Origin of the sequence: Streptomyces sp. SS7 (assembly GCF_037993025.1) — a bacterium.
In the GTDB taxonomy this organism is placed as follows: Bacteria; Actinomycetota; Actinomycetes; order Streptomycetales; family Streptomycetaceae; genus Streptomyces.
This window is the reverse complement of the sequence record NZ_CP141223.1, coordinates 1,654,226-1,678,266: the sequence shown is the minus strand read 5'-3', so window position 1 is coordinate 1,678,266 and position 24,041 is coordinate 1,654,226. Positions and strand designations below refer to the sequence as shown.

General features: G+C 73.7%; 26 protein-coding genes and 1 pseudogene. 11 read left to right on the top strand and 16 right to left on the bottom strand.

Features of this window, described 5'->3' with window-relative positions; genetic code table 11:
* The first annotated feature begins 46 nt into the window (after nucleotides 1-46).
* From U5640_RS07605 to U5640_RS07585, 5 genes are all read left to right on the top strand, one after another.
* On the top strand, nucleotides 47-502 hold the full coding sequence (locus tag U5640_RS07605; RefSeq protein ID WP_340375020.1) for a (2Fe-2S)-binding protein: 456 nt from the start codon (nucleotides 47-49) through the stop codon (nucleotides 500-502).
* A gap of 136 nt (nucleotides 503-638) precedes the next feature.
* Nucleotides 639-1,229, top strand: a complete 591-nt coding sequence (locus U5640_RS07600; RefSeq protein ID WP_340375019.1) for a hypothetical protein — start codon at nucleotides 639-641, stop codon at nucleotides 1,227-1,229.
* A 58-nt stretch (nucleotides 1,230-1,287) separates the two neighbouring features.
* On the top strand, nucleotides 1,288-2,067 hold the full coding sequence (locus U5640_RS07595) for a YcnI family protein (RefSeq protein WP_340375018.1): 780 nt from the start codon (nucleotides 1,288-1,290) through the stop codon (nucleotides 2,065-2,067).
* Between the two features lie 52 nt (nucleotides 2,068-2,119).
* Nucleotides 2,120-2,362: a M20/M25/M40 family metallo-hydrolase gene (locus U5640_RS07590; RefSeq protein ID WP_340375017.1), complete on the top strand. Its 243-nt coding sequence runs from the start codon at nucleotides 2,120-2,122 to the stop codon at nucleotides 2,360-2,362.
* 83 nt (nucleotides 2,363-2,445) lie between these two features.
* Nucleotides 2,446-3,198, top strand: a complete 753-nt coding sequence (locus tag U5640_RS07585; protein WP_340375016.1) for a cobalt-precorrin-6A reductase — start codon at nucleotides 2,446-2,448, stop codon at nucleotides 3,196-3,198.
* A 298-nt stretch (nucleotides 3,199-3,496) separates the two neighbouring features.
* On the opposite strand, the gene U5640_RS07580 is transcribed toward U5640_RS07585, so the two are convergent.
* A complete protein-coding gene (locus tag U5640_RS07580; RefSeq protein ID WP_340375015.1) occupies nucleotides 3,497-4,141 on the bottom strand; it encodes a precorrin-8X methylmutase in 645 nt (214 codons plus the stop codon).
* Between the two features lie 99 nt (nucleotides 4,142-4,240).
* Here U5640_RS07580 and U5640_RS07575 point away from each other — a divergent pair, with 99 nt between their 5' ends.
* The 3 genes and pseudogenes from U5640_RS07575 to U5640_RS07565 form a co-directional block, all read left to right on the top strand.
* A complete protein-coding gene (locus tag U5640_RS07575) occupies nucleotides 4,241-4,882 on the top strand; it encodes a superoxide dismutase (RefSeq protein ID WP_340375014.1) in 642 nt (213 codons plus the stop codon).
* A 203-nt stretch (nucleotides 4,883-5,085) separates the two neighbouring features.
* Complete coding sequence (locus U5640_RS07570) at nucleotides 5,086-5,895, top strand: VOC family protein (protein ID WP_340375013.1); 810 nt, start codon at nucleotides 5,086-5,088, stop codon at nucleotides 5,893-5,895.
* 85 nt (nucleotides 5,896-5,980) lie between these two features.
* Nucleotides 5,981-6,436, top strand: a pseudogene (locus tag U5640_RS07565) (fumarylacetoacetate hydrolase family protein); the annotation flags it as partial.
* 67 nt (nucleotides 6,437-6,503) lie between these two features.
* Here U5640_RS07565 and U5640_RS07560 read toward each other — a convergent pair.
* Entirely contained in the window at nucleotides 6,504-7,076 is a 573-nt protein-coding gene (locus U5640_RS07560; protein WP_340375012.1) for a MarR family transcriptional regulator, read from the bottom strand.
* A 431-nt stretch (nucleotides 7,077-7,507) separates the two neighbouring features.
* On the bottom strand, nucleotides 7,508-7,765 hold the full coding sequence (locus tag U5640_RS07555; RefSeq protein ID WP_340375011.1) for a hypothetical protein: 258 nt from the start codon (nucleotides 7,763-7,765) through the stop codon (nucleotides 7,508-7,510).
* A 146-nt stretch (nucleotides 7,766-7,911) separates the two neighbouring features.
* On the opposite strand from U5640_RS07555, the gene U5640_RS07550 reads away from it, so the two are divergent.
* Both U5640_RS07550 and U5640_RS07545 read left to right on the top strand, forming a co-directional pair.
* Nucleotides 7,912-8,682 carry a DUF1775 domain-containing protein gene (locus tag U5640_RS07550; RefSeq protein ID WP_340375010.1) on the top strand — a complete coding sequence of 257 codons (771 nt, stop codon included), beginning with the start codon at nucleotides 7,912-7,914 and terminating at the stop codon, nucleotides 8,680-8,682.
* A 211-nt stretch (nucleotides 8,683-8,893) separates the two neighbouring features.
* On the top strand, nucleotides 8,894-9,424 hold the full coding sequence (locus U5640_RS07545; protein WP_340375009.1) for a DinB family protein: 531 nt from the start codon (nucleotides 8,894-8,896) through the stop codon (nucleotides 9,422-9,424).
* A 218-nt stretch (nucleotides 9,425-9,642) separates the two neighbouring features.
* Here the strand turns inward: U5640_RS07545 and U5640_RS07540 are convergent, their stop codons facing one another.
* Entirely contained in the window at nucleotides 9,643-10,170 is a 528-nt protein-coding gene (locus U5640_RS07540) for a PH domain-containing protein (RefSeq protein ID WP_340375008.1), read from the bottom strand.
* A 310-nt stretch (nucleotides 10,171-10,480) separates the two neighbouring features.
* Here U5640_RS07540 and U5640_RS07535 point away from each other — a divergent pair, with 310 nt between their 5' ends.
* On the top strand, nucleotides 10,481-11,221 hold the full coding sequence (locus U5640_RS07535; RefSeq protein ID WP_340375007.1) for a phosphatase PAP2 family protein: 741 nt from the start codon (nucleotides 10,481-10,483) through the stop codon (nucleotides 11,219-11,221).
* Between the two features lie 7 nt (nucleotides 11,222-11,228).
* Here U5640_RS07535 and U5640_RS07530 read toward each other — a convergent pair whose 3' ends face one another.
* Genes U5640_RS07530 through U5640_RS07475 form a run of 12 tightly spaced genes read right to left on the bottom strand, consistent with a single transcriptional unit; the run spans nucleotide 11,229 to nucleotide 24,040 of the window.
* On the bottom strand, nucleotides 11,229-12,563 hold the full coding sequence (locus tag U5640_RS07530; protein WP_340375006.1) for a glutamate-1-semialdehyde 2,1-aminomutase: 1,335 nt from the start codon (nucleotides 12,561-12,563) through the stop codon (nucleotides 11,229-11,231).
* 20 nt (nucleotides 12,564-12,583) lie between these two features.
* The gene (locus U5640_RS07525) at nucleotides 12,584-13,123 is read right to left on the bottom strand and encodes a dTDP-4-dehydrorhamnose 3,5-epimerase family protein (protein WP_067246474.1); all 540 of its coding nucleotides are present in this window, start codon (nucleotides 13,121-13,123) and stop codon (nucleotides 12,584-12,586) included.
* On the bottom strand, nucleotides 13,120-14,331 hold the full coding sequence (locus tag U5640_RS07520) for a polysaccharide pyruvyl transferase family protein (protein WP_340375005.1): 1,212 nt from the start codon (nucleotides 14,329-14,331) through the stop codon (nucleotides 13,120-13,122). The genes U5640_RS07525 and U5640_RS07520 overlap by 4 nt, the downstream gene beginning before the upstream one ends.
* Nucleotides 14,328-15,275: a glycosyltransferase family 2 protein gene (locus U5640_RS07515; RefSeq protein WP_340375004.1), complete on the bottom strand. Its 948-nt coding sequence runs from the start codon at nucleotides 15,273-15,275 to the stop codon at nucleotides 14,328-14,330. Before U5640_RS07515 ends, U5640_RS07520 begins: the two co-directional genes overlap by 4 nt.
* Complete coding sequence (locus U5640_RS07510; protein WP_340375003.1) at nucleotides 15,272-16,612, bottom strand: hypothetical protein; 1,341 nt, start codon at nucleotides 16,610-16,612, stop codon at nucleotides 15,272-15,274. The genes U5640_RS07515 and U5640_RS07510 overlap by 4 nt, the downstream gene beginning before the upstream one ends.
* Nucleotides 16,609-17,862 carry a DUF4910 domain-containing protein gene (locus U5640_RS07505; protein WP_340384990.1) on the bottom strand — a complete coding sequence of 418 codons (1,254 nt, stop codon included), beginning with the start codon at nucleotides 17,860-17,862 and terminating at the stop codon, nucleotides 16,609-16,611. Before U5640_RS07505 ends, U5640_RS07510 begins: the two co-directional genes overlap by 4 nt.
* 32 nt (nucleotides 17,863-17,894) lie before the next feature.
* Nucleotides 17,895-18,920: an SDR family oxidoreductase gene (locus U5640_RS07500; RefSeq protein ID WP_340375002.1), complete on the bottom strand. Its 1,026-nt coding sequence runs from the start codon at nucleotides 18,918-18,920 to the stop codon at nucleotides 17,895-17,897.
* 3 nt (nucleotides 18,921-18,923) lie between these two features.
* Nucleotides 18,924-19,571, bottom strand: coding sequence for a PIG-L deacetylase family protein (locus U5640_RS07495; RefSeq protein WP_340375001.1), 648 nt, complete (start codon nucleotides 19,569-19,571; stop codon nucleotides 18,924-18,926).
* The gene (locus U5640_RS07490; RefSeq protein ID WP_340375000.1) at nucleotides 19,568-20,353 is read right to left on the bottom strand and encodes a glucose-1-phosphate cytidylyltransferase; all 786 of its coding nucleotides are present in this window, start codon (nucleotides 20,351-20,353) and stop codon (nucleotides 19,568-19,570) included. Before U5640_RS07490 ends, U5640_RS07495 begins: the two co-directional genes overlap by 4 nt.
* The gene (locus tag U5640_RS07485) at nucleotides 20,350-21,585 is read right to left on the bottom strand and encodes a class I SAM-dependent methyltransferase (protein ID WP_340374999.1); all 1,236 of its coding nucleotides are present in this window, start codon (nucleotides 21,583-21,585) and stop codon (nucleotides 20,350-20,352) included. Before U5640_RS07485 ends, U5640_RS07490 begins: the two co-directional genes overlap by 4 nt.
* Nucleotides 21,582-22,790, bottom strand: a complete 1,209-nt coding sequence (locus U5640_RS07480; RefSeq protein ID WP_340374998.1) for a glycosyltransferase — start codon at nucleotides 22,788-22,790, stop codon at nucleotides 21,582-21,584. Before U5640_RS07480 ends, U5640_RS07485 begins: the two co-directional genes overlap by 4 nt.
* 2 nt (nucleotides 22,791-22,792) lie before the next feature.
* Nucleotides 22,793-24,040: an O-antigen ligase domain-containing protein gene (locus U5640_RS07475; protein ID WP_340374997.1), complete on the bottom strand. Its 1,248-nt coding sequence runs from the start codon at nucleotides 24,038-24,040 to the stop codon at nucleotides 22,793-22,795.
* Nucleotide 24,041 lies beyond the last annotated feature (1 nt).

Genomic DNA, 24,041 nt, shown 5'->3' with positions numbered 1-24,041 from the left:
GACCTCTGAGCCCGTGAAGCTCTGAGCCCCTGAACGGAAGGTGCCCATGCCCTCCTACTCCTTCGTCCTCAACGGCAAGCCGGTCACCGTCGAGGCGCCCGCCGACATGCCGCTGCTGTGGGTGCTGCGGGACCTGCTGAACGTCACCGGCCCCAAGTACGGCTGCGGGGTCGGCGTCTGCCGCGCCTGTACGAGCCATCTGGACGGGGGTGAGATCCAGCCCTGCGTCGTCCCGGTCGCCGACTGCGCGGACCGTGAGGTCACCACCATCGAGGGGCTGGCCGACGGCGACCGGCTGCACCCCGTCCAGCAGGCCTGGCTGGAGTGCGACGTGGCGCAGTGCGGCTTCTGCCAGCCCGGTCAGATCATGGCCGCGGCGGCCCTGCTCAAGCGCACCGCCCGGCCCACCGACGCCGACATCGACCGCATCGAGAACGTGTGCCGGTGCGGCACCTACCCCCGGATCCGCGAGGCGATCAAGAAGGCGTCGGCGAACGGCTGAGGCGGGCGGAACTGAACGGCGTTCCCCTCCGACCCGTAAGGAGGGGGCGGGATCAGCCGGGCGGAGGGCGCGGACGGTGGTGTGCATGCGGGGGCGGGCATCGCGGCCCGCGGGACGCGTGGCAGCATCGGTCGACATGCGTGTGTCCCCGGCGGTGCGGAGCCTGCGGGCGGCGGTGTTCGCCCTGCTGTGCGTGCTGCTCGCGGCCGGCGGCCATGCGCTGGCCACGGGCATGGCCCCACCGGTGCGGATGCAGGCCGCGGGGGCCCTCGTCCTGTTCGCGGCCGGCTGTCTGCTGGGCGGGCGGGAGCGCTCGCTGACCGGTATCGGGGGCGGCACGCTCGCGTCCCAGGCCGGGCTGCACCTCGCCTTCGCCACCGCCCGGCCGCGGACCGTGATGGTCATGCACGGCCTGCGGATGTCCCACTCCGCCGTGCACCCGCACACCCCGCACGCCACCGCCGCCCACGTGGGGGCGGCCCTGCTGCTGACCTGGTGGCTGCGGCGCGGTGAGGCCGCCCTGTGGTCGCTGCTGCGGTGGGCCGCCGCGCTCGTGCCCGGGCTCGTCGCCTGGTGGCGGGTGGCGCGGGGGGCGCGGACCGTCCCGGCCGTGCCGCGTCCCGGGCGGTCGGCGGCCAGGGGAGCGGGGGCGCCGCGGCAGGCGCTGCTGCGGTACGCCGTGCACCGGCGCGGGCCGCCGGCGTGGTGTTCGTCCGTGATCCGCTGAGCGGATCACCACCCGACACCACGTCCCGACCGTCCCGAGTACGGAGAGCCACTCACCGATGTCCACGACCCGCACCACCCGCCTGCGCCGGGCCGCCGCCGTCGCCGCCCTCGCCGCCGCGGGGGTCCTCGCCGCCGCCGGTGCCGCCTCGGCCCATGTCACCGTCCACCCCCAGACCTACGCCAAAGGAGCCACGGACGGGCTGCTGACCTTCCGGGTCCCCAACGAGGAGGACACCGCCGCCACCACGAAGGTGCAGATCTTCCTGCCCACCGACCATCCCCTCCTCGGTGTCCTCGTCTCGCCCCGGGACGGCTGGACGGCCGAGGTGACGAACACCGAGCTGAAGACGCCGGTCAAGACCGACGACGGCACCATCACCGAGGCCGTCTCCGAGATCACCTGGACCGGGGGGAGGATCACCGCCGGGCAGTACGAGGACTTCGACGTCGCTTTCGGGCAACTCCCGGACGACACCGACCAGTTGGCGTTCAAGGCGCTCCAGACCTACTCCGACGGCAAGGTCACCCGCTGGATCGAGGAGGCCGCCTCCGGCGACGCCGAACCGGAGAACCCGGCGCCGGTGGTCACCCTCACCGCCGGGGGAGCCGGAGCCGGCGCCAAGGACCCGGACGGCGCGACCGCCGCGGCGGCCGGGAAGAGCGGCGCCTCCGCCTCCACCGCCTCCACCGCCTCCGCCTCCGACGCCTCCGGCTCGGGCGGTGACTCGACCGCCCGGGGTCTCGCGGCCGCCGGTCTGGCCGCCGCGGTGCTGGGTCTGGCCGCGGCCGCGTTCGCCGTGGTCCGCACCCGGCCGAACCGCTCACGGCCGGAGTAGACCCCGCAGCTCGCCGCCCCGCCCCCGAACCGTCCGGGGGCGGGGCGGCGGCATGTCACCGCCCGGAGTGCGCACCCTCACCCGCCATGCCGAGCGGGCCCTCGGCCGGCCGCCCGTCGTCCGGGCGGAGCCGTTCTGGACCGACTGCGTCCTCCTCGACCGCGCAGGCATCCCCTGTCTGCTGTTCGGCGCCGACGGCGAGGGCGCCCATGCCGCCACCGAGTACGTCGACCTCGCCTCCCTGGACCGCCTCACCGACGTCCTCACGGCGACCGTCGCGGACTTCTGCGCCTGAACCGGCGGGGAGGGGCGCCCGGGAGGCGGGTGTGTTTGAGTGGGGGCGCCGCGACCGCCCCTCACGAACGGACCCGTACCCCCATGCACGTGCTGATCCTCGGCGGGACCACCGAGGGCCGCCGGCTCGCCGAACTGCTGCACGGCACGCCCGGCCTGGCGGTGACCACCTCGCTCGCCGGACGGGTCGCGAACCCCCGGCTGCCGCCGGGCGAGGTCCGCGTCGGGGGCTTCGGCGGCGCCGAGGCGCTCACGGCGTGGCTGCGCGAGCGGCGGGTCGGCGCGCTCGTCGACGCGACCCATCCCTTCGCCGCGACGATGAGCCGCCACGCGGCCCTGGCCGCCGCCGGTGCCGCCGTCCCGCTGCTGGCCCTGCGCCGCCCCGGCTGGACGCCGGGGGAGGGGGACGACTGGCACGGGGCGGGCTCGGTCGAGGAGGCCGCCGCGCTGCTGCCCGCGCTGGGGCGCCGGGTGTTCCTGACCACCGGCCGCCTGGGGCTGGCCGCGTTCGCGGGGCTGGACGATCTGTGGTTCCTCGTCCGGTCCGTCGACCCGCCCGAGGGCCCTCGTCCCGACCGGACACACATCCTGCTGGACCGGGGCCCGTACACCCTCGACGGCGAGCGGGAGGTGCTGCGTCGGCATCGTGTGGACGTCGTGGTGACGAAGGACAGCGGGGGAGCCGCCACCGCCCCGAAGCTGACGGCGGCCCGGGAGGCGGGCCTGCCGGTGGTCGTGGTCCGCCGTCCGCCGCTGCCCGAGGGTGTCCCCGTCGCCTCCTCCCCGGAGGCGGCGGCCCACTGGGTCACGGAACGGCGGTCCGGTACGGCCGGCTGACCGCCGCACCGCGCCGGGCGGTCACCCGCCCCCGCCGAGGCCGTCAGCCGGGCCCGGATCGGCGAGCGGGAGGTGCTGCTGACGGCCGCCCCCGCCCTAGTGCCGTGACCGGAAAGGTTTGCCGGGAAGCTCGCGGCGTCCGGTGCGGTGCATCGCAAGGCGGAGCGTCGCCCGCGTACTGGATGTACTCGGGTGATGCGACAACGCGGCGAGGTGCCGTGCCGGACGCCGCGAGCCGGTGAACCTTTCCGGTCACGGCACTAGAGGGTCGCCGCTCACCCGTCGGCTCCCTGTGCCGTCACTCCTCCTCCGAGGCAAGGGCGTTGACCGCCGCCGCCGCGATCGCGCTGCCCCCGCGGCGGCCCCGCACCACCAGGTACTCCAGTCCGGACCGGTTGGCGGCCAGCGCGTCCTTGGACTCGGCGGCACCGACGAAACCGACCGGCGCGCCGATCACGGCGGCGGGCCGGGGTGCGCCCGCCTCGATCATCTCCAGCAGCCGGAACAGCGCGGTGGGCGCGTTGCCGACGGCGACGACCGCGCCCTCCAGCCGGTCCCGCCACAGCTCCAGCGCGGCGGCGCTGCGTGTCGTGCCCAGCTCCGCCGCCAGCTCCGGCACGGCCGGGTCGGACAGGGTGCAGAGGACCTCGTTGCCCGCGGGCAGCCGTCGGCGGGTCACCCCGCTCGCCACCATCTGCACGTCGCAGAGGACGGGCGCGCCCCCGAGCAGGGCCTCGCGGGCCCGCGCCACGACCCCCGGGGTGTAGGCCACGTCCCGTACCAGGTCCACCATCCCGCAGGCGTGGATCATCCGGACCGCGACCTGCGCGACGTCGGCGGGCAGCCCCGAGAGATCGGCCTCCGCGCGGATGGTGGCGAAGGACTGACGGTAGATGGCCGCGCCGTCCTTCTCGTAGTCGTAGCTGGTCACGGTGTTCGCCATGGCGGCGAGCATACCCAGCGCGCATGATCGCCAGAAGGACACTCTTGCTGATAGCTTGCAGCTGCACATGACTCGCAATAAGCTGGAAGGGTGTTGGACATGGCGGTGTACACGCTCCCGGAGCTCCCCTACGACTACGCGGCGCTCGCTCCCGTGATCAGCCCGGAGATCGTCGAGCTGCACCACGACAAGCACCACGCGGCCTATGTGAAGGGCGCGAACGACACGCTGGAACAGCTCGCCGAGGCGCGGGACAAGGAGGCCTGGGGCTCGATCAACGGTCTGGAGAAGAGCCTGGCGTTCCATCTCTCCGGGCACATCCTGCACAGCGTCTACTGGCACAACATGTCCGGCGACGGCGGCGGCGAGCCGCTGGAGAAGGACGGTGTGGGCGAACTCGCCGAGGCCCTCGCGGAGTCGTTCGGGTCGTTCGCGAAGTTCAAGGCGCAGCTCTCCAAGGCCGCGGCCACCACCCAGGGCTCGGGCTGGGGCGTCCTGGCCTTCGAGCCGCTGTCCGGGCGGCTCGTCGTCGAGCAGATCTACGACCACCAGGGCAACGTCGGCCAGGGCTCCACCCCGCTGCTGGTCTTCGACGCCTGGGAGCACGCCTTCTACCTGCAGTACCGCAACCAGAAGGTGGACTTCATCGAGGCGATGTGGCGGGTCGTCGACTGGCAGGACGTGGCCCGCCGCTACACCGCCGCCAAGGAACGCGGCGACAGCCTGCTCCTCGCTCCCTGAGCGCAGCGGAACGTCCTGCTCGTGATCGTCTTCTCACCCTTCACGCGGCAGGCGGCAGGAGGAAGGGCTCCCGCGCACACGTGCGCGCGGGAGCCCTTCGCCGGTCTCGGGCTCGACGGGCCGACGGGCCGACGGGCCGACGGGCGGGGGTTCCCGGCCGGTGTCAGGCTGAAGGGACCAGGACCTGCGGAAGGGAAATCCACGTGATCACCACCGACCCCACTCCCGGTGCCCCCTGCTGGATCGACCTCGGCTCCCCCGATGTGCGGAGCGCCGCCGACTTCTACCGCGCCGTGCTCGGCTGGGAGTACGAGCCCATGGGCGGCGAGGGGGACGACAGCCAGGGCGGGATGTTCAAGAAGGACGGCAGGACCGTCGCCGGGCTCGGCCGGCTGACCGAGGAGGGCGCGCGCTCCGCCTGGATGATCTACTACGACGTCGCCGACGCGGACGCCACGACCGAGGCCGTCCGGCGGGCGGGCGGCACGGTCCGGGTGGAACCCCGCGACCTCGGCGAATGGGGGCGGATGGCGCAGTACAGCGACCCCCAGGGCGGCGAGTTCGCCGTCTGGCAGCCGGGCAGCGAGGCGGGCTTCGAACTGGTCGAGGAGCCGGGCTCGCTGTCCTGGACCGAGCTGTACACGACGGACGCGCGCGCCGCCAAGGAGTTCTACGGCGAGGTCCTCGGCTGGCGGTTCGGTGACATGGAGATGCCGGGCGGCGGGGGCACGTACACCCTCATCACCCCCGAGGGGCTGCCCGAGGAACGGATGCAGGGCGGTCTGATGGAGGTCGGCGAACAGGATCTCTCCCTCGCGGACGGACACCCCTACTGGCACCCGGTCTTCGCCGTCGACGACTGCGACGCCGCCGTCGCCGAGGTCACCGGCCACGGCGGCAGTGTGCAGATGGGGCCGGTGGACGCGGAGGGCGTGGGCCGCCTCGCGGTCTGCGTCGACCCGGCGAACGCCGACTTCGTGGTGCTCAGGCCCACCGGGGACACCGGGGCCTGAGCCCCCCCCCGGGCGGAGCCCGGGAAGTACCCCGCGCCGGGCGTCAGTCGAGCGTCACCTCCACCGGCGGCTTCTTGATGCCGTTGACGACTTCGGGCTGCACGACTTCCGCGACACCGACGCCGGTTCCATGCTCCGGGTCAAGGGCTCGGACACGCTGTGCCCGCTCGGCCCCGGCCTGGTCACCGACTGGGACTTCCACGGCAAGCGGCTGCGGACGTACGTCAACGGCGAGGTCGTCCAGGACGGTTCGACCGACGAGATGACCTGGGACATGCACTACCTGGTCGCCGACATCGCCCGCACCATCACCCTGTACCCCGGCGACGTGCTGCTGTCCGGCACCCCGGCCGACTCCCGCCCGGTCCGGCCGGGCGATGTCGTCGAGGTCGAGGGGCTGGGCCGGCTCACCAACCACGTCGTCACCGGGCCCACCGCGATCCGCACCGACGTCGGCGCCCAGCCCGCCGAGTCCGAGGAGGTCCTCTCCACGGCCCTCGGCGGCGACTGGGAGTTCCGCGGCATCCGCCCGCCCCGCCGCCGACCGCCCCCGCGCCGACCGCCCCCGCGCGGAGGGCGCCCGCACGGCGCGCGCCCTCCCGCCGCGCTCAGCCCTTCGCCCGCCGGCCGCTGCGGCGCGGGGCCGGATCGGCGCCGTCGAGGAGGGCCAGCCGGCGCTCCTCGCCGTGCTCCTCGACCTGCCGTACGACCTGGCGAAGCCCCTCGGCGACGCTGCGGCACTCCTCGTCGCTGAGCCGGGAGGCGACGAACGCCTCCTCCTGGTTGAACGCCGGGAACAGGCGGCGCATCAGCGTCTCGCCCTCCTCGGTGAGGCTCAGCAGCACCAGCCGGCCGTCCGAGGGGTGACCCGCCCGCCGGAGCAGCCCGCGCCCCTCCAGGGTCCGGGAGACCCCGGTGAGCGTGCCCTTGGAGATACCGGCCTCCTCCGCCACGTGCCGGGTCTCGGACTCGCCCCAGACCCACACCACCCAGAGCACGACGAACGCCGTCCAGGTCAGATCCGCGCCGCGCAGCACGGAGTTCTCCAGATGCTGGCGGACGGCCGACGCGGCGCGGTAGATGTTGGCGACCACCGCCATCTGCTCGCGGTGGATCTGTATCCCGCCGAGCTTGGCCGCGGCCAGCTTCTCCGCTTCGGTGATGGACCGGTGCCCTGGCACTGGCACGCTCCCCTCGCTCATCGGTCGATCGTTCGGAGCCAAATTATACGAGGGGTGTACGAGGGGGCGGCATCCTGCGCCTGACCACGGGTTTTCCTGAACGGCCCCGGCCTTCCCTCCGTATACGTCGAGGTGACCGCGAAGAAGCCGGACCGTGCCTCCGCGTGGGTGCGAGCCGGGCTGTTCGCGCTCGTCGGCAGTGTGCTCGCGGCCCTCGGCCATCACGCCGTCACCGAGCAGGCGGTGCCATGGCGGCTGGTGACCCTCTTCACGGTGGCCCAGTACGCGCTGGCCCGGCCCTTCGTACGGCGTGCGCTCTCCCTGCCGGTGGCCGTCGGCTGCACCCTGGTGGCGCAGACCGGGCTGCATCTCGCCCTGGCCCGGGCGGGGCACGGGCACGAGACGGCGACGGCCCCCCTGGGCCACGCCGGTCACGCCGGGCACGCCGCGATGACGGACGGGCACGTCCCGCACCACGCGGGCACGGCCATGACCGTGGCCCATCTGCTGGCGGCGCTCGCCACGGCCTGGCTGCTCCACCGTGCCGACGCCGCCGTGACCATGGCTCTGGCGGCGGCCCGGACCGTGCGGTCGGCCGTGCTCGCCGTGCTGGCGCGGGTGCTGCCGCCGCTCGTGGGCGGCACGCTCGGCGAGCCGTCCGGGGCCACGGGCCGGACCGGCCACGTCACTCCCCGCACGGCGGCGGGGACACGGGATCTGGAACACGCGCTGGTGCGCAGGGGACCCCCGGGACGGACCCACGTCCCGGTCCTTCCCTCACCCCGGCCGGCCGTCCGCGGCCGACCGGGTCCCCGTACCAGCAAGGAGTCCTCCCGTGTCCCTGTTCCCCGCGTCCCCGTACGCGTCCGTCCGCACCGCGCGGCGGGCCGGTGCCGTCGGCGTCCTCACGCTGACCGCCGCCCTCGCCCTGGCCACGCCCGCCTTCGCCCACGCGGAGGTCGAGGCCGACACCGCGCGGGCCCTGGCCGAGAACGTCACCCTCAGCTTCGTCTCCGAGGCGGAGTCGGCCTCGGCGGGCTTCACCGAGATGCGCGTCGTCCTTCCCAAGGGCATCGCACCGGGTGACGTCACGCTCGTCGAAGCCCCCAAGGGCTGGACGTTCAAGGCCACGGGCGACGGCTACACCGTCGGCGGCCCGAAGCTCGCCGTCGGCACCGACGCCGAGTACAAGGTCAAGGTCCGCCAGCTGCCGGATGCGAAGGAACTCGCCTTCAAGACGGTCGAGACGTACAGCGACGGCGAGATCTCCCGCTGGATCGAGCTGCCCGGCGGCGGGGCGGAGCCCGAACAGCCCGCGCCCCTGCTGAAGCTGAAGGCCGCCGCGCCGGGCGCCACGCCCGTCGGCCCCAGCCCCACGGCGAGCGCCGCACCTTCGGTGACCGCGTCGACGCCCTCCTCCGCCACCTCGGCACCGGCTGCGACCGCCGAGGAGAAGGACGAGGACAAGGGGGCCGAGGAGAAGAAGGGCGAGGACGGGGGCGGCTCGGCCGGGCTGCTCGCCGGTGGCGCGATCGCGGCGCTCGCCGTGCTGGGCGGCGGCGCGTGGTGGCTGGTCCGGCGCCGCTCGGCGGCGGCCGAGGACTGACCCGACGCCTCACCCGCGCGACAGGGGTGCGCCCGCCCGGACCGGACGGGCGCACCCCTGCCGCCCCAGGGGGCAGCCTGCACGGCGTTCCGCCGTTCCCCGTGATCCCCCCTACCGGAAGGGAGCGGGACGTCCTACCGTGCGAGCGGAACCGGGCACCACGGCGCCGCCCGAGGCGCAGACGGCCCCCGAGCACGGATGAGGCGACCGTATGCACGAGCTGGCGGCACTGCTGCGCGAGTACGACCGGGCCCGCGCCTACACCGACGACCTCTGGAAGGACCTCACGCCGGACGAGGTCACCTGGCGCCCGCACGAGAACTCCAGCGCGATCGGCTGGCACCTGGGCCACCAGGCCCATGTCGCCCACTTCATGATCCGCAACCTCACCGCGGCCGAACCCAGCCCCGACCCGGAACTGGACGCGCTGATGGACTCCGCGAACCCCGAGAAGTTCCGCGGCTCGCTGCCCACCGTCGAACGGCTCACGGCCTTCCGCGACACCGTCGCCGAACGCGTCCACGCCCGCATCGGCGACATCGCGGCCGGCCGGGTCGGTGCACCCGCCCAGCTCACCGTCGTGGCGACCCATCTGCTCACCGCGCTCGTCAACCACGAGTACCAGCACGACCAGTGGATCGGCGAGGTCCGCGCGGAAGCCCTCGGCCACGCCCTTCCGCCGGACCCCGACGGCGGGACCGTACGCCGTATCGACGGCTATCTCGTCCTCGACTGCCTCTAGTGCCGTGACCGGAAAGGTTCACCGGCTCGCGGCGTCCGGCACGGCACCTCGCCGCGTTGTCGCATCACCCGAGTACATCCGGTACGCGGGCGACGCTCCGCCTTGCGATGCACCGCACCGGACGCCGCGAGCTTCCCGGCAAACCTTCCCGGTCAGGGCACTAGAGGCACGGCACCGGCACCGCTCCCGGCTCCCGGCACCCGACCCCCGGACTCGGGTCACGACATCCCGGAGGCGCGCAGGACCGCCTTCACCGTCTCGCCGTCGATCTCCTCGGTCAGCCGGCGCAGTGCCCGTTCGCCCTGGCGCAAGGTGCCCCGCTCCAGGGAGCGGCGGATGCCCGTGTCGACCTCGTGCCAGAGGAAGGGGTCGGTGGCCAGGACACGGGCGTCCAGTTCGACGTGGTGGCCGTGGGTGTCCCGCAGGACGAGCCGGGTGGTGACGCCGTCGTGGCGCCGGACGGAACGCAGGGAGTCGGTCCGCACGGTGCGCCGGCCCAGCGGACCGTGGACCGTCAGCCGGCCGGGGCCGGCGGTGACGCGCGGCGGGAGCAGGACGGCGAGGAGGGCCGCCGTCAGGGTGAGCCAGAGCGCGGCGCGCGGGCCGGTCAGCGTGCCGGCGTCCCAGTCGACCAGGACGGCCAGGGTGCCGAAGAGCAGGGCGCTGCCCGCGGCGAGCCGGACGCCGCCGCGCCGGTGGCGGTCGCCGGGCGGGTGCGCCGGTCCCCAGGGGTGCTTGGGGTGCATACGGTCGACGCTAGGCGCGGTGGCCGAACCGGGCCACTGGCTCTGACGTTCCCCTGACGCCGCGGGGCCGGTTCTTGACGGGATGCTGACGCCGTCGCAGCTCGGGTGCCGCCGTGGACCGGACTTCAAGGAGTGTTGACCTGAGGACAACCCGATCGCGGTGTGCCTCGGCGCGCGGGTTGGTTAGGGTGCCGAGAGGTGCCGGCGGCAGTCGGCGCCCGCCGACCGATTCCGAACCGGCCCCGGGAGAAGTGCTGTTACGGATCCGGAACACCGCCCACCGATCACGGCAGAGCACCGCAGGCCGCCCGTGACCGGCCGGTCGGCGCCCGCGGTGCTGCCCCCGTCGTTGCGGGGGTGGCTCGGGCTGATGGCGGCCCTCGCCTCGCTGCTGGTCGTCACGCTCGGCATCCGCTACGCCGACGACAGCCGGCCCGGCCCGGTCGACACCCGGATCTCCACGGTGGTCGACGGGGTGACGCCGCCCTGGCGGCACGTCGCGCTGGCCCTGGACTTCCTGGGGGAGCCCGTGGGCGCCGTGACGGCGGTCCTCGCCACCGTCACGGGCTGTCTGCTGCTGCGGCGACCCCGCGCGGCGGTGCTCGTGGTGGCCGGCACAGGCGCCGCCGTGGGCACGGCGACGCTGCTCAAGTCCCTCGTGGGACGCACCATCCACGACGGGAACCTGTCCTATCCGAGCGGGCACACCGCCTTCCTCACCTCGCTCGCCCTCGCCGCGGCGCTGCTCGTGACCGACCGGCTCCGCCTCGGCAGGACGGCCGGCGCCTCACTCGTCCTCGGCGCGGCGCTGGTCGCCGGCGCCGCCATGGGCTGGGCGCAGGTCGCCCTGGGCGCCCACTACCCCACCGACGTCCTCGGCGGCTGGTGCACCGCGCTGGCGCTGACACCGGCGACCGCGTGGCTGGTCGACCGCACGGCCGACCGGATGACGGACCGGATGACGGACCGGCCGGACCACCGGACGGCCGACCGGAGCACCGGGGGGACGACCGACAGGACGGTCGAGGCCGGCCGGGGGGAGCGCCGCTGACATGACGTCACGCCAGACGGCGGAACACGGGCTTCACCGGCCGCCCGGCCAGCCAGGGCGTGGGGTCGGCGGCGTCCAGCGCCTTCCGGTACACCGCGCACGCCTGCGCCACCACGTCGACCGTGTGATCGATGTCCGTCTCGCTGAGCGCGCTGCTCACCACGAACGACGGGGCCAGCACCCCGCCCGCGAGGAGCCGGCGCAGGAAGAGCGTGCGGTACCGCTGCGACGGCTGCCCGTGCTCGTCGAGGGTGGCGAAGACCAGGTTGCTGGCCCGGCCCCGGACGACGAGGTGGTCGCCGACGCCCATGTGGGCCGCGACCTCGCGGACCCCGGCGGCCAGCCGCTCGCCGAGGGCGTGCAACCGCGCCGTGACGCCCTCCTCGACGTAGGTGGACTGCACGGCCATCGCGGCCGCCAGGGAGTGCGTCTCCGCGCCGTGCGTGGTCGACAGCAGGAACACCCGGTCGCCGGAGTGCCGCAGCCCGCCCAGCTCCATCAGGTCGCGCCGCCCGGCCAGCGCGGAGACGGCGAACCCGTTGCCCAGCGCCTTGCCGAACGTCGACAGGTCGGGGACCACGCCGTACAGGCCCTGGGCGCCCGCCTCGGACCAGCGGAAACCGGTGATCATCTCGTCGAAGATCAGCACGCAGCCGTGCCGGTCGGCCAGCTCGCGCAGACCGGCGAGGTACCCGGGCGGCGGCTCGCTGTGGGTGGCCGGTTCCAGGATCAGACATGCCACCTCGCCCTCGTACCGGGTGAGGAGTTCCTCGGTGGCGGCCAGGTCGCCGTACGGGAACGCCACGGTCAGCTCGTTGGTGGACGACGGGATGCCGGCGGACATCGGCGTGGTGCCGATGAACCAGTCGTCGACGGAGAAGAACGGATGGTCGGCGCAGAGAGCCACCCGCGGCCGCCCGGTGGCGGCCCGGGCGAGGCGCACGGCGGCGGTGGTGGCGTCGGAGCCGTTCTTGGCGAACTTCACCATCTCGGCGGTCGGCACCGTGGCCAGGAAGCGTTCCGCGGCCTCCACCTCCACGATGGACGGCCTGACGAAGTTGCTGCCGCGGTCGAGTTCCCGCCGCACCGCCTCGATCACCCGGGGATGGGCGTGGCCGAGGCTGACCGACCGCAGGCCGGAGCCGTACTCGACATAGCGGTTGCCGTCGACGTCCCACACATGGGCGCCTCGGCCGTGGCTGATGACCGGGGCCAGGTTGTCGGGGTACTGGTCGTCGCCCTTGGCGTAGGTGTGCGCGCCCCCGGGGATCAGGGCGTGCAGCCGCTCGTTCGCCGTCCGCGACCGGGACAGGGCGAGCACTTGGATGTCTTCGGTGTCCACACCGACCTCAACTTTCTTTCTTACGTCAGGACCTCGGCGAGGCGCGGCGCCTCGCGGTCCCGCTGGGACATCGAGGTGACCGGCAGCGGCCACGGAATGGCGAGCTCCGGGTCGTCGAAGGCGATCGTCACGTCCTCGGCCGGATCGTGCGGGCGGTCGATCCGGTACGAGGTGTCGGCGGTGTCCGTCAGCGCCTGGAAGCCGTGCGCGCACCCCGCCGGGATGTACAGCGTCACCTGGGTGTCGCCGGACAGCTCGAAGAAGGCCCGGCCGAGATAGGTCGGCGAGTCCGGCCGCAGGTCCACGACGACGTCGAAGATCCTCCCGTACGAGCAGCGCACCAGCTTGGCCTCGCCGGCACCCGAGCGCAGGTGCAGGCCGCGCAGCACGCCCCGGACCGAGCGCGACAGGCTGTCCTGGACGAAGGCGTCCGGGTCGAGACCCACCGAGCGGACCACGTCGGCGTCGAAGGTGCGGCAGAAGAAGCCGCGTTCGTCGGCGTACGGCGTCGGCTCGAACAGGTACGCGCCGGCGATCTCCGGGACGTCGATCGCTTTCATGAGGCCTCCCGCGGGGCGTGGTCGGCCGCGGGGAACACGGCCGTGGTCAGGGCGGTGAACTGGTCGGCGAGGTGACGGGCGGCGGCGAGGTTCCGCTCGGCGAGCGTCCGCCGCAGCTCCGCCGACCGCTTCTCCAGCGCCCGGAACTGCTCGAGCAGCCGGTCGGCGTCGACCTCGCGGGCCGGGTGGCAGAACGCGCCGAGGCCCATCCGCTCCATGAGCGCGTCGCTCTTCGCCGCGTAGCTGAGCGCGAGCACCGGTGTGCCGGTCTTCAGCGCGCAGATCAGGTTGTGGTAGCGGACCGCCACCACGGTGTCGGCGGCCGCCATCTCCTTCATCAGGTCGGCCAGCGAGGCCGTCTCGGCGGCGGTGACCAGGGGAGAGTCCACCGCGTCGAGGATCGCGGCGACCACCGACGCATCGCACGTGTCGCCGGTGAGCAGCCGGACCGGCCTGCCCTCCTCGACCAGCGCGCCGACGAACCGGATCGTGCCGTCGAGGTAGCGCCGGTGGATCTCCTCGGCCCGGGCCCGGTCGTCGTTGCCGCCGTGGAAGTCCATGACGCCGACGCAGACCGGTCCCGGCGTGCCCGCGGGCGCGCTCGCCGGCGGTGCCGGCAGGGAGAACGCGAGGTCCGGGTAGACCTCGTCGCGCGCGGTGTCCACGCCCATCGCCCGCATCGCGTCCCGGGACTGGGTGTCCCGGTAGGAGCGGTACGCGGCCAGCCGCGCCGACCAGCGCACCAGGGCCCGGGTCGGCCGGTCGCGGATCTCGGCGGCACCGACGCTGACCAGCGCGACCCGGGTGCCCAGCAGCCGGCCACTCGCGCAGAGCAGGAACAGGGAATAGGGGAAGCCCCACGGCCGCAGCGGCAGCGTGGCCTCCAGCACGCCCATGCCCGGCACGATCACCACGTCGTGCCGGCGCACCCAGGCGGCGGTGCGGAAGACGTCGACGAGCTTGCCCAGGCCCTTGGACGCGATCGCGCCCGCACGGGACGCGGTCCGGTACTCCGCGCGGTTCCAGTGCAGCCGCGTGGCCGGGATCCCGAACCGGGTCGTCACGGCCTCGGGGCCACCGCACAGCGCGTCCACGACCGCCTCCGGGTGCGCGGAGCGGAGATACCCGAGCACGGCCTCCAGCGACCCGTCGTTGCCCAGGTTGCCCGAACCGAGCAGCCCGAACACCCCGACGCGGACAGCGGTCATGCCCGCCTCCCCTCACGCCCGGCGACGAGGGCGTCGACGGAGACGGTCAGCTTCGCCGGGTCGACGGGGGCGCGGTCCTCCACCCGCTCGCCGGCGCCCGGCCGGGCCCGGCTGGTCATCCACGCGGCCAGGTGACGGAAGCACGCGCGCCGGTCGGCCGGGGACAGCGGCGCCCGCCGGATCGCCGAGGCGAAGCCCCACACGTACTCGGCGAGCAGCCGGGGGGTCGGGTGCAGCAGCCCGGCCCGGCGCGGGTCCAGGTTGACGCACCGGGAGCGCTTGGAGGGGTTGGCCCGCTCGGCGCGGGTGGGGTGGTCGCGGCGGAAGTACAGCAGCTCCGGCACCTGGTGGAAGGGGCCGTGCAGGGTGATCTCGGCGACGAACGTGCGGTCCGCGTGGTGGTAGCTGTCCATCGGCTTCACCCGGCGCAGCACGTCGGCCCGCAGCACCCCGTAGAAGTCGTCCCCGCCCGGCTCGAACAGCAGACTGCGGAAGCGCTCCGGGGCGTGCGGCGAGTCGGTGGCGAGCGTGTACTCGTACGGCACCTTCACCCGGCCGTCGCCGTCGATGACCGCCTGCCCGGTGTGCGCGAGGATCGTCTCCGGCCGCTCGTCCAGCGCCTCCACACAGCGCCGCAGCAGGTCCCGGCCGTACAGGTCGTCGTGCGAGGCCCACTTGAACAGCTCGCCGCGGGACTCGGCGAACACGAGGTTGTGGTTCGGCGTGGCGCCGATGTTCCGGGCCAGCCGCAGGTACCGGATGCGCGAGTCCTTCGCGGCGTACCGCCGGCAGATGTCCTCGGTCCCGTCGGTCGAGGCGTTGTCGGAGACGACCAGCTCGAAGTCCTCGTACGTCTGGCCGAGCAGGGCGTCGAACGACTCGGCCAGGTACTCCTCGCCGTTGTACACGGGCAGGCCGATGCTCAGCCTGGGTCGGTCGGTCATGAGGTCCTCACTTCGGGAACGGAGTCGTGGTGCCGCTCGCGCAGGGCCGACCGCAGGTGCAGCCACCACACGGCCGAGGCGCTGACGGTCGCGGCGGCGGCGCCCCAGGCCGAGCCGACCGTGCCGCCCAGGACCGCCCCGCCGAGCCCGCCGCCGACATAGCAGGCGGAGGCGAACAACTGACAGCGCAGGCTGCGCCGGGCAGCGCCGAGCGCGCGCAGCCCGGCCGCCGCACCGGTGCCCAGGCCCGCGCCCGCGACACCGAGGGTGATCGGCACGATGAGCGGGGCGGCGGAGTGCCAGACCCCGCCGAGCGCGAGCTCGCCGAGCCGGTCCGGCACGAGCAGCAGCGACCCGCCCCAGAGCAGCGCGCCGACGGCCTGCCCGCCGCCGAGGAGGAGACAGAACGTCCCGAGCCGCTGCGGGGCCTGCCGCAGCACCCGTGCCGCCTCCGGGACCGTGACCAGGGACAGCCCCATCAGCACGGCGAGGAAGGGGCCCATCAGCAGCTCGGCGCCCCGCACCGCGCCGACCGCGCCGACCCCGGCGAGCGCGCCGAGTCCGTACGCCCGCAGCTGGCTCGCGCCGCTCAGGCTGACGTTCTCGACGAGGTAGCGGTAGCCGAGGTCGCGCTGCTCGCGGAGCCAGCCGCGGGCCCCGGCCGGCCGGGGCCGGATACCGGACTGGAGGCAGCCGTAGGCGGCGGCCACCGCCGCGGACGCGCCCCAGGCGAGCACGAAGGCGGCCACACTGCCCACCCGGGCCGCCACGACCATGGCGGGGACGAGGGCGATCCCCCACACCAGGTCGTTGAGGAACGCCTTGCGTCCGGCGCCGGCCGCGAAGAACGAGAACCGCCAGGCGTCCTGGAGCAGCAGCCCCGGCAGCACGACCGCGAGGCAGGCGAACGCGGGTCCCACCCGGCCGCCCAGGGCGAGGCCGGCCAGCAGACACGGCACGCCGATGACGGTGCCGACGCCGAGCGCGGTACCCGACGAGCGGGCCACCGCCCCGCGCCAGGACGCCTCCGGAACCCCGCTGAAGCGCACCACGAGCGGATCGGTGGCCAGCCCGCGGGAGACGTTGAGCACCACGCCGTACGTCACCCAGGCCAGGCTGAACACACCGAACGCGGTCACCCCCAGCGAGCGGGCCACATAGATGCCCACCGCGAAGTTGGAGATGCTGGAGGCCGCCTGGTCGGCCAGCCCCCAGGACAGCCGGCCGACGAGGGCCCGCCGGGCGGATCCGGCCGCCGGTGCCCCCGGCTCCGCCGGGTCCGGCGGCTGCGGCTGCGGCTGTGTCGTCTTCTTCTCCTCGGTGGTCATCGGCGTCACACCTTGATCAGTTCGGCGCCGCGCAGGGCGTCGGCCGCGGTGACGACGGCGTCGAACGGCAGCCCGGACCGCTCGGCGACGTCGAGCAGACTGTGCTCGCCGTCGGAGAGGCTGAGCACCCAGAGCATGGCCAGCTGGGCCTGCTTGGTGTCGCTGCGGCCGCCGAGCGCGTCGTACAGCCCGCGCCGGCCGAGCTGTGGTTCGCCGTAGGGGCTGAGGTTGACGTACCGCCGGTTGCGGTCGAGGACGGCGAACGCCTCGCGGCAGACGGCGAGCGTGTCCTCCATCGCCTCCGGGGAGACGAAGTCCAGGTTGTCCGCCGAGGTGTGGTACTCGGGATAGCCCGCGTACGGGGTCCGGGTGAGCGAGCCGACACCGAGGTCGAAACCGGGGGAGCAGTACTGCCGCTCGTCGTAGCCGTAGGGGGTGAACTCGTTGACCTGGTGCGGGCGTCCGGAGGCGGCCAGCACATGCCGCAGCACCCGGTCGATCTCCGCGTCGCCGCGCCTGCTCTGCTTGTACGTCAGACGGCCGGGGTCCCCGGCGCAGGCCAGCACCAGCCCGTGCCGGACGCGCTCCACCCGCTCCGCGTTGCGGGCCAGCCAGGTGATCGCGCCGATGGTGCCGGGCGCGAAGATGAACCGGTAGGTGTAGTACGGGTTCTCCTCGGCCAGCGCCCGGGCCAGGAAGGTCGCCACCGCGACGCCCGCCATGTTGTCGTTGGCCAGCGCCGGGTGGCAGACGTGGCAGGAGACGATCACCTCGTCGGCGACCTGCCCGGGGACCACGTGCTCGGCGTAGGTGAGGTGGCCGTCGGCGAGGGTGGAGTCGATGCGCACCTCGTACTCGCCGTCGGGCATCGCGTCCAGGGTGTCCTGGGCCAGGCAGAAGCCCCACTCCGGCTTGTAGTAGCTGGTGCGGTACGGCACCCAGGACGGCTGGTCCGGCAGGGTGTGCAGGTGCGCGCGCAGCTCCGACAGCGGCAGGGTCGCCGACACCGGCACGCTGTAACCGAGCACGTGCAGGCTGGACTCGGCGAAGTCGACGACCCGCCGGCCGGTGGAGTCGGCGATGTACGCGTCCCGGATGTTCCACTCCTGCGGCACCGTCCAGTCGAGCACCTGCGTCCCGGTCGGCACCTCGTGCACCTGGAGCGGGATGTACTCGCCGACGATGTCGAGCGTGGCGCGCACGCCGTCGCCGGTGATGCTCCGGCAGAGCGGGTACAGCCGCTCCACCAGGGCGTACATCGCGTCGCCGGCACGTCGTTCCCCCTGCGTGGTCACCGGCGCCACCGCAGGGTGTCGTCCACGGTGCCCGCCTCGGACGCCGAGCGGAGCACGGCGAGGCGGGTGAAGCGCCGGTCGAAGGCCTCCCGGGTCAGGCCGAACGTGCGGTAGGCGTCGGCGAGTTCCAGCGCTCCCCGCTTCACCGTCCACTCGCAGTCGAAGCCGGGGATCGCGGCGCGGAACCGGGCGAAGTCCACGCGGTACGAGCGCGGGTCGGCGCCGTTCTCCCCGGTGATGTTCACCCGGGAGCCGGGCACCGCTTCGGCGACCTGCCCGGCGATCTCGGCCACCGTGACGTTGTTGGCCTCGCTGCCGATGTTGAACGCCCGGTCGTGCACGGCTTCCCGCGGCGCCGTCAGCGCGGCCGTGAAGGCCCGCGCGATGTCCACGGCGTGCACCAGCGGGCGCCACGGGGTGCCGTCGGAGAGCACCAGCACCTCGCCGGACAGCAGCGCGTGGCCCACCAGGTTGTTCAGCACGATGTCGGCGCGCAGCCGGGGCGAGTAGCCGAAGGCGGTGGCGTTGCGCATGTACACCGGGGTGAAGTCGCCGTCGGCCAGCTCGTGCAGGTCGTCCTCGACGCGCACCTTGGACTCCGCGTACGGCGTCACCGGGCGCAGCGGGGCGTCCTCGGCCACCAGCTCGTCGCCGCCGGCGGCGCCGTAGACCGAGCAGGTGGACGCGTACAGGAAGCGGCCCACGCCGGCGTCGCGGGCCAGCCGGGCCAGTCGTACGGACGCGTGGTGGTTGATGTCGTACGTCAGCTCCGGCGCCAGCGACCCCAGCGGGTCGTTGGAGAGCGCGGCCAGGTGGATCACCGCGTCGACGCCGGCCACGTGCTCGGCGGTGACGTCCCGCAGGTCCACCCGGTGCCCCCGCGGGTCCTCGGGCTGCGGGCCGAGGACGCAGTCGGCGAACAGGCCGGCGTCGAGGCCGACGACCTCGTGCCCGGCGGCGGCGAGGACCGGGGCCATCACGGTTCCCAGATAGCCCTGGTGTCCGGTCAGCAGTACGCGCATGGTTCAACCCCCCAGGTTGAGCTTGAGTTTGGTGACGGCGAACGCTTCGGCGTATCGCTCGTGGCATTCGATGCCTCGGATCCGCGCGAGGCCCAGGAAGGCCTCCCGGTCGTACCAGGGCCGGTGGCGCTGCGAGGCGTAGTGCTCCTGCAGCAGCCGTACCTTCTCCTCGGCGATCTCCGGCGACAGCGGCTGGTAGGCCGCCATGCGGCCGAGGTCGCCGTCCCACTTGACGATCTCGTAGCCGAGCACGAGGTGGTCGCGGAAGGCGGTGGGTACCAGCCGCGCCAGACCGCGGTGGTCCTGGTGGGCGTCCTCGGCGCGCGGGGCCAGGATCAGCTCCGGGTCGGTCCGCTCGCGCAGCTCCTCCACGGCGGCCTTGGCCTCGTCCCAGTGCACGGGCATGCGGCCGTCGGGCAGTTTGAGCACGGTGAGCCGCAGATCGGCGCCGGGGCAGAAGGCGGCGAGCGCGGCCCGCTCCTCCCGCTCGCGTTCGGTGCCGCCGCCGGAGAGCACCAGCGCGTCGACCCGGAGTCCGGGCCGCGCGAGGCACAGGGCGAGCAGCGTGCCGCCGGCGCCGATGGCGATGTCGTCGCAGTGCGCGCCCACCGCGACGATCCGCTCCGGGGATCCGGCCCCGAGCCGGATCACGCGGGAACCCCCTGCTCCCACACGGCCCACGGGCGGTCGCCCTGGGCGTAGGCGGCGTCGAGCGCGGCCCGCTCCTTCACGGTGTCGGTCGGCTTCCAGAAGCCGCGGTGCCGGTGCGCCACCAGCCGCCCGCGCTTGGCGAGCTGGGCGCAGCCGTCGGCGACCAGGTCCCCGTTCTCCGGGATGTGGTCGAAGACCTCCTGGCGGAGCACGAAGTACCCGCCGTTCTCCCACAGGGGCAGTTCGCTCACCGCGGTGATGCCGCCCACCAGGTTGTCCTCGCCCAGCTCCACGCAGTGGAAGGAGGACTGGGGCGGTACGACCATCATCGACGCGCCGGCGTCGCGCCGGGAGAACTTCTCGATCATCTCCGGGAGCGGGGCGTCGGTGAGCACGTCGGCGTAGTTGGCGAGGAACATCTCGTCGCCGTCGAGGTGGTGGCGCACCCGGCGCAGCCGCTCGCCGATCGGCGACTCGATGCCGGTCTGGGCGAACGTGATCGTCCAGTCCGCTATGTCGGTGGACAGCAGCTCGGTCTGCCCCTTGCGCAGCACGAAGTCGTTGGACGTCGTCTCCTCGTAGTTGAGGAAGAAGTCCTTGATGTGGTGGGCGCCGTAGCCGAGGCACAGGATGAACTCCTTGTGCCCGAAGTGCGCGTAGTAGCGCATGACGTGCCAGATCAGCGGGCGCGGGCCGACCATCGCCATCGGCTTGGGCACGTCGTCGGAGCTTCCGTTGCGCATCCGCATCCCGTAACCGCCGCAGAACAGGACGACCTTCATGACTTCACCTCGACAACGCTCAGTTCCGGGATGGGGAAGACCAGCCGGCCGCCCCACTCGCCCACGAAGGACAACTGCTCGGTCAGCTCGGCCCGCAGGTTCCACGGGAGGACGAGCACGTAGTCGGGCCGGTCGGCGGCGATCTGCTCGGGCGGCAGGATCGGGATGCGGGTGCCCGGGGTGAACCTGCCGTGCTTGTACGGGTTGCGGTCCACCGTGTACGCGAGCAGGTCGGGCCGGATGCCGCAGTGGTTGAGCAGCGTGTTGCCCTTGCCCGGCGCGCCGTAGCCGACGACCGTCTCGCCCCGGTCGGCCGCCTCGACGAGGAACCGCAGCAGGTCCCGGCGGACCTTGGCCACCCGGGCGGAGAACTCGGTGTACCCGGACAGCTCCTGGAGTCCGGCGGACTTCTCCCGGTCCAGCACGTCGGCCACCCGCCCGCTCGGCTCGCCCGCCACGTCGGCCGGGCGCGCCCACAGCCGGACGGAACCGCCGTGCGTCGGCAGCAGCTCGACGTCCACCAGCGTGAGTCCGCCGCTCGCCAGCGCCCGGACCGCGGACGCGACCGTGTAGTACTGGAAGTGCTCGTGGTAGATCGTGTCGTACTGGTTCTCCTCGATCAGCGTCAGCAGGTGCTGCACCTCGATCGAGACCCAGCCGTCGTCGGCGACCAGGGCGCGCAGCCCCTGGGTGAAGCCGACCACGTCGGGGATGTGCGCGTACACGTTGTTGGCCACGACCAGGTCCGCCGGGCCGTGCTCGGCGCGGACGGCCGCGCCGGTCTCCGGCGACAGGAACGCTGTGAGCGTGGGCACCCCCGCCTCCCGCGCCGCGGCCCCCACGTTCACCGAGGGCTCGACGCCGAGGCAGCGGATCCCCCGGTCCACCACATGCCTCAGCAGATATCCGTCGTTGCTCGCGACCTCGACCACGAACGCGTCGGGACCGAGCCCCACCCGCTCCACGGCGCCGGCGACGAACGTGCGCGCGTGCTCCACCCAGGAGGTCGAGAAGGAGGAGAAGTACGCGTACTCGCTGAACGTCTCCTCCGGCGTGATCAGCGGAGGTATCTGCGCCAGCCAGCAGTCCGTGCACACCCGCAGGTGCAGCGGGTACGTCGGTTCCGGCCGGTCCAACTGGTCAGCGGCGAGAAAACTCTCGCACGGTGGCGTCGCCCCCAGATCGACGACGCTCGCCAGCGTCGCCGAGCCGCAGAGTCGGCATCGTGTCATCTACTGCCCCCCATCGCTTCCGTCCGACCCGCGATCGCGGTGCGGTACTCCTCCACCAGGCGCTCCAGGCCGACCGCCGGGCTGAAGCCCTGCTCGTAACGGCTCCGGGCCGCCCGGCCCATCTCCTGGTTGCGGGCCTGCTCGCCCGCGATCCGGCGCAGACAGGACGCGAGCGAGGCGGCCTCGCCCGGCCGGTGCAGCAGCCCGGTACGCCCGTCCTCGACGAGCTCGACGAAGGCACCGTGACCGGCGGCGACGGCCGGCACCCCGGCCGCCATCGCCTCCACGACCACCAGGCCGAACGCCTCCAGCCAGGTCGAGGGGGCCACCACGGCGACCGACCGCGCGATCGCCCGCCGGCATGCGGCCTGGTCGTACAGACCGACGTACCGCACGTCGTCCCGGCCCGCCGCCCAGGCCGTCACCTCCGGCTCCAGCGGACCCGAGCCGGCGATCACCAGCGGCACGCCCACCCCGCCCCCGGCGGCGATCTCGTCCCAGGCGGCCATGAGCAGCCGGATGCCCTTGGCCTCCGCCAGCCGGCCGAGATAGAGCAGATGCTCGCCGGCGCCCTCCCTGCGGACGTCCGGCTCGGGCACGAAGTTGTGCTTCACCGCGAGGCGCCCGGCCGGCAGGCCGGCCCGCACCAGGACCTCGCGCTGCGCCGCGGAGATGCACAGGAAGCGCTCCACGCCGGACCACCACCGCCGCCGGTTGACCGACAGGCTCACCGCGAGCGGCACCGTCGCCAGCCGGGAGTTCCGGTAGCAGCCGTGCCGCACGGCGGGCAGCGGTGTGGACCCGACGCACTCGGTGCACGGCTGGCCGTTCCGTTGCAGGGTGCCCGGCGGGCAGACCTGGGTGTAGTTGTGCAGCGTGGCGACGGCCGGCACACCGGCGTCGGCGCAGGCGGCCAGCACGGCCGGCGACAGCAGCGGGAAGACGTTGTGGACGTGCACCACGTCCGGCCGTTCGGCGCGCAGCCGGGCGGCCAGCTCCGTGCGCACCGCCGGGTTCCACGGCACCAGCAGCGGCACCGCGACCTTGCCCGGCAGGGAGCGCGCGGCGATGTCGTCGCTGCGCCGCTCGAACACCTCGACCCGGTGGCCTGCTGCGCGCAGCAGCGCCACCTCCTGGTCGACGACCTTGTTCTCCCCGCTGGGCTGCGCCGAGGCGTAGCGGTTGTGCACCACGAGGACATCCATGCTCAGGTCACCTCCGATCGCTGGACCCAGCGCGGGACGCGTGGTCCGGGGACGCCGGGCGCCGTCAGGGGGGCGGCCTCGACGGGTGCCGCCAGCAGTGAGGCGGCCAGGGCGAGATGGAGCAGGTACGGCGAGGCGTCGCCCAGTCCGGCCTCGGTGTACGACGCGATCGCGCAGTAGCTGATCAGGAAGATCGCGCAGGCCCTCGACAGCGACGGCGGCCGCAGCAGCGCGACGCCGCCCAGCACGAGGATGACGGCCGCCACCAGGGCGATGCCGGTGACGCCCTGCTCGTTGTAGACGGCCAGCCAGCTGTTGTCGATCGGCAGCCCGCCGAACGACTTGTCGCCGAGGCCCGTGCCGAACAGGTACTGCGAGGTCGTCCGGGGCGCCGCCAGCAGCGCGTGCCACACCTTGGCCCGGCCGGTCAGGCTGGCGAAGTTCTCCTGGCTCTGCCCGCGCAGGAACCACGCCTGGAGCGCGGAGCTGAACCCCACCGCGGCCACCGCGGCGCACACCACCGCCCAGGTGAAGAACCGGCGGGCGGCCGCGCTGGTCAGGACGAGCGAGCCGATCGCCAGCACCAGCCCGATGATCAGGCCGAGCGTCGCCGTCCGGGTGTGGGTCAGCGCGAGCAGGACGAGGGAGGGCAGGATCACCACCGCCGCGCCGGTACGGTCGGTCCGGCGGCCCAGCAGGAGCAGCACGGTCAGCCCGATGATCACCGCCGCGTACTGCCCGATCTGCGGCGGGGTGAGCGGCCACACCGCGCCGACCAGCCGCCCGCCGTAGAGGTCGGGAAGGGCGGCGCCCGGTGAGACGACCAGACCGACGGCCACCGTGCCGAGCACCGCGAAGTACATCCGGATGTGGTGCCGGACGAACGTGGTGCCGCCGTCCCACCAGCGGCTGAGCAGCCACAGCGTGCCGACGAAGAGCGCCAGCCGGGTGCAGCGGAACAGCGCGCCGAACCCGGCCCCCTGCGTCACGCTGGAGATCAGGCTCGGCACCAGCAGCAGGGTGAGCAGGAGGACGTAGGCGCTGGCCCGGACCCGCACCCGGGGGTTGACCAGCAGTGCCAGCGCGAACGCGGCGACCAGCGAGCCCATGGTGACCATCTGGATGAGGGAGCGCGGCAGCGGGACGATGGTCCTCGCCCCGGCGGAGCCGAGGGTGTTGAGGACGAGCAGCCCCCAGACCGCACCGACGATCTTCGGCGTGCGGTCCGTGCCGGTGTCCGCTGAACCCATC

Bases quoted from the DNA above. Each gene is read 5' to 3' on its own strand.
- U5640_RS07605 (WP_340375020.1), top strand. From the start codon at position 47: ATGCCCTCCTACTCCTTCGTCCTCAACGGCAAGCCGGTCACCGTCGAG.
- U5640_RS07600 (WP_340375019.1), top strand. From the start codon at position 639: ATGCGTGTGTCCCCGGCGGTGCGGAGCCTGCGGGCGGCGGTGTTCGCC.
- U5640_RS07595 (WP_340375018.1), top strand. From the start codon at position 1,288: ATGTCCACGACCCGCACCACCCGCCTGCGCCGGGCCGCCGCCGTCGCC.
- U5640_RS07590 (WP_340375017.1), top strand. From the start codon at position 2,120: ATGTCACCGCCCGGAGTGCGCACCCTCACCCGCCATGCCGAGCGGGCC.
- U5640_RS07585 (WP_340375016.1), top strand. From the start codon at position 2,446: ATGCACGTGCTGATCCTCGGCGGGACCACCGAGGGCCGCCGGCTCGCC.
- U5640_RS07580 (WP_340375015.1), bottom strand. From the start codon at position 4,141: ATGGCGAACACCGTGACCAGCTACGACTACGAGAAGGACGGCGCGGCC.
- U5640_RS07575 (WP_340375014.1), top strand. From the start codon at position 4,241: ATGGCGGTGTACACGCTCCCGGAGCTCCCCTACGACTACGCGGCGCTC.
- U5640_RS07545 (WP_340375009.1), top strand. From the start codon at position 8,894: ATGCACGAGCTGGCGGCACTGCTGCGCGAGTACGACCGGGCCCGCGCC.
- U5640_RS07540 (WP_340375008.1), bottom strand. From the start codon at position 10,170: ATGCACCCCAAGCACCCCTGGGGACCGGCGCACCCGCCCGGCGACCGC.
- U5640_RS07525 (WP_067246474.1), bottom strand. From the start codon at position 13,123: ATGAAAGCGATCGACGTCCCGGAGATCGCCGGCGCGTACCTGTTCGAG.
- U5640_RS07520 (WP_340375005.1), bottom strand. From the start codon at position 14,331: ATGACCGCTGTCCGCGTCGGGGTGTTCGGGCTGCTCGGTTCGGGCAAC.
- U5640_RS07515 (WP_340375004.1), bottom strand. From the start codon at position 15,275: ATGACCGACCGACCCAGGCTGAGCATCGGCCTGCCCGTGTACAACGGC.
- U5640_RS07505 (WP_340384990.1), bottom strand. From the start codon at position 17,862: ATGTACGCCCTGGTGGAGCGGCTGTACCCGCTCTGCCGGAGCATCACC.
- U5640_RS07500 (WP_340375002.1), bottom strand. From the start codon at position 18,920: ATGCGCGTACTGCTGACCGGACACCAGGGCTATCTGGGAACCGTGATG.
- U5640_RS07490 (WP_340375000.1), bottom strand. From the start codon at position 20,353: ATGAAGGTCGTCCTGTTCTGCGGCGGTTACGGGATGCGGATGCGCAAC.
- U5640_RS07485 (WP_340374999.1), bottom strand. From the start codon at position 21,585: ATGACACGATGCCGACTCTGCGGCTCGGCGACGCTGGCGAGCGTCGTC.
- U5640_RS07480 (WP_340374998.1), bottom strand. From the start codon at position 22,790: ATGGATGTCCTCGTGGTGCACAACCGCTACGCCTCGGCGCAGCCCAGC.
- U5640_RS07475 (WP_340374997.1), bottom strand. From the start codon at position 24,040: ATGGGTTCAGCGGACACCGGCACGGACCGCACGCCGAAGATCGTCGGT.